The organism is Azospirillum formosense (assembly GCF_013340925.1).
GTDB classification, from domain to species: Bacteria; Pseudomonadota; Alphaproteobacteria; order Azospirillales; family Azospirillaceae; genus Azospirillum; species Azospirillum formosense.
Window position 1 is genome coordinate 1 of the sequence record NZ_WHOR01000397.1, and the last position, 3,835, is coordinate 3,835.

3 protein-coding genes are annotated in these 3,835 nt (G+C 67.3%); 1 reads left to right on the forward strand and 2 read right to left on the reverse strand.

The genetic code is table 11. The features are described from left to right. Nucleotides 1–287: 287 nt before the first annotated feature. Complete coding sequence (gene zapE / locus GBZ26_RS28040; protein WP_174441611.1) at nucleotides 288–1,442, reverse strand: cell division protein ZapE; 1,155 nt, start codon at nucleotides 1,440–1,442, stop codon at nucleotides 288–290. Between the two features lie 100 nt (nucleotides 1,443–1,542). Then, nucleotides 1,543–2,928: a diguanylate cyclase gene (locus GBZ26_RS28045; protein WP_174441612.1), complete on the reverse strand. Its 1,386-nt coding sequence runs from the start codon at nucleotides 2,926–2,928 to the stop codon at nucleotides 1,543–1,545. A gap of 249 nt (nucleotides 2,929–3,177) precedes the next feature. On the opposite strand from GBZ26_RS28045, the gene GBZ26_RS28050 reads away from it, so the two are divergent. After that, nucleotides 3,178–3,835, forward strand: a 658-nt coding sequence (locus GBZ26_RS28050) for a PDC sensor domain-containing protein (RefSeq protein ID WP_425599370.1), incomplete at its 3' end; no start/stop codon positions are given.

The following is a 3,835-nucleotide window of genomic DNA, read 5'->3' on the forward strand; positions in this document are numbered from 1 at the left end:
CCTTGCACCAGCCGCTGTTGCGCGCCTGGGTCAGCGCGTCCCCGTCGAGCAGCCAGCAGTCGACGCTGCCCGCCCCGGCGGCGGAGGCGGGATGGATCGGTGCCGTCAGAAAAAGCGCCAGCGTCAGTGCACCGCACTGGGACCGCCAAGGCATGCTTTGCCCTCTCCCTCGCCATTGGACCGACGTTCAGCAATACAACGTCGGGCGCCCCTTTATCTTCGGCGCGAAACGGGAGTAGGGCGGCATCCCCGTGGTAACACGGGCGGAAGCGCGGGATCGCGGCCCCTCAGGTCAGGTGCTGCTGGCGCAGGTAGTCCTCGGACTGCATCTCCATCAGGCGGCTGACCGTGCGTTCGAATTCGAAGGCGTGGGTACCCTCGGGGTACAGCCGTTCCGGCGGGCCTTCGGCGGCGACCACGAGGTTGACCTTGTGCTCGTAGAGCGCGTCGATCAGCGTCATGAAGCGCTTGGCCTCGTTGCGCAGCTCGTCCTTCATCGTCGGCACGCCGTGGATCAGCACGGTGTGGAAATGCGTCGCGATGGCGATGTAGTCGGCCGCACCCAGCGGCTTGCCGCACAGGCTCCAGAAATCCACCAGGGCGACGCATTTGGCGGCGCAGGCGATCTCCACCTTCCGCCCCTGGACCGACAGATGGGTCGGTTCGCCCCGGGCGCCGTCGGTCAGCGTCTCGAAGGTCTGGCGGATCCTGGCGTCGCTCTCCGCGCCGAGCGGCCAGAAATAGACGGGCTTGCCCTGGAGCCGGTCCAGCCGGTAGTCGGTCGGTCCTTCCAGCGCCAGAACGTCGAGCTTTTCCTTGAGCAGCGCGATGAAGGGCAGGAACAGCTCGCGCTGGAGCCCGTCCTTGTAGAGCATGTCCGGCGGCCAGTTGGAGGTCGCGACCACCACCACGCCCAGGTCGAACAGGCTGGTGAACAGCCGGCCGAGGATCATCGCGTCCACGACGTTGGTGACGTGGAACTCGTCGAAGCAGAGCAGCCACGCCTCGTCGGCCAGCGCGCGGGCCAGCTCGGGCAGCGCGTCGTCGGCGTCCTTGCCCTTGCTCTTGCCCGACTGGCGGTGCTGGTGGATGCGTTCGTGCACTTCCAGCATGAATTCGTGGAAATGGACGCGGCGCTTCTTCCCCACTGGGGCGGTGTCGAAGAACAGGTCCATCAGCATCGACTTGCCGCGCCCGACGCCGCCGTACATGTAGAGGCCCTGCGGCGCCTCCGCCGGTTCGGAGCGCGGGCGGCCGAGCCCGAAGCGCTCCAGCCAGCCGGCCTTCGCCCCGCCGGCCTTCCCGGCCGGTTGCGGGCTGTAGCCCATCAGCGCCTTGTAGAGGCTCTGGAGCTTCTCGGCGGCCAGTTCCTGGTCGGGGTCGGGGCGCAGCGTCCCGGTGCCACGGCGGGCCCGGTAGAGCGAAAGCGGTCCGTCAGACATGGAATTTGCGGTCTCGGCAGGGAAAGGTCTTACGTAGCCGATGCGTCCCCGCGGGGCAACGCCCGATGCCGGGATGCAGATGCGCCCGGGCGACCACCAATCAGGCGGTCGCCATTCCGGCGATCACCACGCGGTTGCGACCCTGGCGCTTGGCCTCGTAGAGCGCGGCGTCGGCCCGGCGGACGGTGTGTTCGTAATCCGGGTGCCCCTCGTGCAGGGCCGCCCCGATCGAGGCGGTGACCCGCAGCCCGTTCCCGGCCCCGCTGAAACGGTGCTCCTCGACCATGCGGCGCAGTTGGTCGGCCTTCACGCGCAACGACGCCTCGTCCATTTCGGTCAGCAGGACGAGGAACTCCTCCCCGCCGTAGCGGAAGACGAAATCGCCGGCCCGGACGTGGGTGTGCAGCAGCTCCGCCATATCCGACAGGACGGCATCGCCCGCCTGATGGCCCAGCGTGTCGTTGATCGTCTTGAAATGGTCGGCGTCCATCAGCAGCACGGCGAAGGGCTTGCCGTGGCGCAGGCTGATGGCCACCTCGCGCTGGAAGATCGCCGGCATGAAGCGCCGCGTCAGCAGGCGGGTCAGCGGATCGCGCCCGCTTTCGATCTCCATCGCCTTCTCGATGATGGTGCCGAGGACGTAGGCGATTTCCGTGACGTCGTTGTTCAGCTCCTTGACGAAGGCGGGAGTGATCCAGCCGCCCTCCACCGCCGCGGTCACCTTGGCGCTGATGCGGTTGGTGCGCTCGCGGATGTGGTCGAGCTCGGTGACGCGGCCGAAGGTCAGTTCCGCCTTGTGGTTCAGCCACAGGCCGAAATCGGAGGATTCGATGGGCGGCGGGCTCGCGTGGCCGCTGTCCTCATGCGCGTAGAAGGACACCACCGTGTTGCGCAGCCAGTCGAACAGCGACGATTTCAGCCGCTCGCCCTCCAGCGCCAGGTTGGGGCCGCTCATGAACATCTTCAGCGACTGCTGATGGCGGACGTTGCCCAGCAGGTCGCCCAGATAGGCCTCGTGCATGTTGTCCAGCACGGTGTCCAGCAGCTCGCCGACGAAGAGGATGGCGGACGCGGTCTGGCCGCGGCTGAGGTCGGCCGCCAGCAGGCGGGCGGACAGCTCCTTCTTGATGATCCGCATCCCGGCGTTGACCAGCGTCAGCGGGATGTTGATGCGGGCGTGGATCAGCCCGACCTGGTAATTCTGTTCCAGAACCGCCGCGATGGCGTCGTCAGTTGAAGCGGTGAAGAGCGCGCCGATCCAGCGTGCCAGCGACGGGCGCAACCGTTCCTGAACCAGCGTGTGGCTGAGGAAGGCGTTGCTGTCCGGGCGGTCCAGCAGGATCGCGTAGAAGACGTCCGAGATCGCGTCGGCATCGGCGAGCGCGATGGCCGTCACGCGCTCGCGCACGGCGGGTTCGGTATCCGCCCACAGCGACGACAGCGTGGCGGCAAGGATCGCGGCCTTGCGGTCTTTCTGGCTGTCCATCGTCCCTGTTCCTTTTTGCGCAACCGTCTCCAACCTGCCCGGATTCTTAACGCCCGGAGACCGTCAGGCAAAGCGACAATCGCTCGTGCTGCTGATCGGGTTCATTGATGCATTAAGGTTAAACTTCCATTATGGTTTTCGCGCGAGATTGGCGGTGGCCGGGGGCGGTACCGTCTTGCGTTGGGCAATGCCACGCGGGCGGTCCTTCAGCGGCCCTGTTGCACTGCGTGCGGAGAGTTGTTCACAGCCATGGCCAGCCGCAATCCGGTTCGCGACACGACCTTGCCGCCCTCTGGAATGGGGCCCACCGGACTGGCACCCTCCGGATTGGGGGAGCGGCTGTTCGAGGTGCTGGGGTCGGTGCGTTTTCTGATGAGGGCGTCCGGGGTGGCCTTCATCGTCGTGGTGAACGCGATGATCGGCTATGGCGTCTGGCAGCGTCACGCCGAAGCCGTCCATGGGGCCGAGCGCTCGACCCGCAACCTCGCCCGCATCCTGGAGGAGCAGGCCGTCCGCACGGTGTTCAGCGTGGACTTGCTGCTGTCCGATCTGGTCACCGTCCTGGACACCCATCCGCAGGCCCGCACCATGGCGGCGCCATCGGTGAACGCCCTTCTGCGCAACCGGCGCGACGCCATCGGCCCGATCTCCGGCCTGATCGTGGTGGACGAGCAGGGCCGCGTCCTGCACCACTCCGCCGACAGCAGTCCACCGGCCTTCGACCTGACCAACCGGCCCTACTTCGCCGCCCACCGGGACGAGGGCGCCTCGGACGGCGGGCTTCACATCGGCGCGCCGGTCCCCAGCATGGCCTTCCCCGGCACCTACGTCATTCCGATGAGCCGCCGCTGGTCCCATCCGGACGGCCGTTTCGCCGGGGTGGTGGTCGCCCTGATCAACCCGCTTC

Coding starts and splice junctions, on each gene's coding strand:
- zapE (WP_174441611.1), bottom strand. CDS start 1,442: ATGTCTGACGGACCGCTTTCGCTCTACCGGGCCCGCCGTGGCACCGGG.
- GBZ26_RS28045 (WP_174441612.1), bottom strand. CDS start 2,928: ATGGACAGCCAGAAAGACCGCAAGGCCGCGATCCTTGCCGCCACGCTG.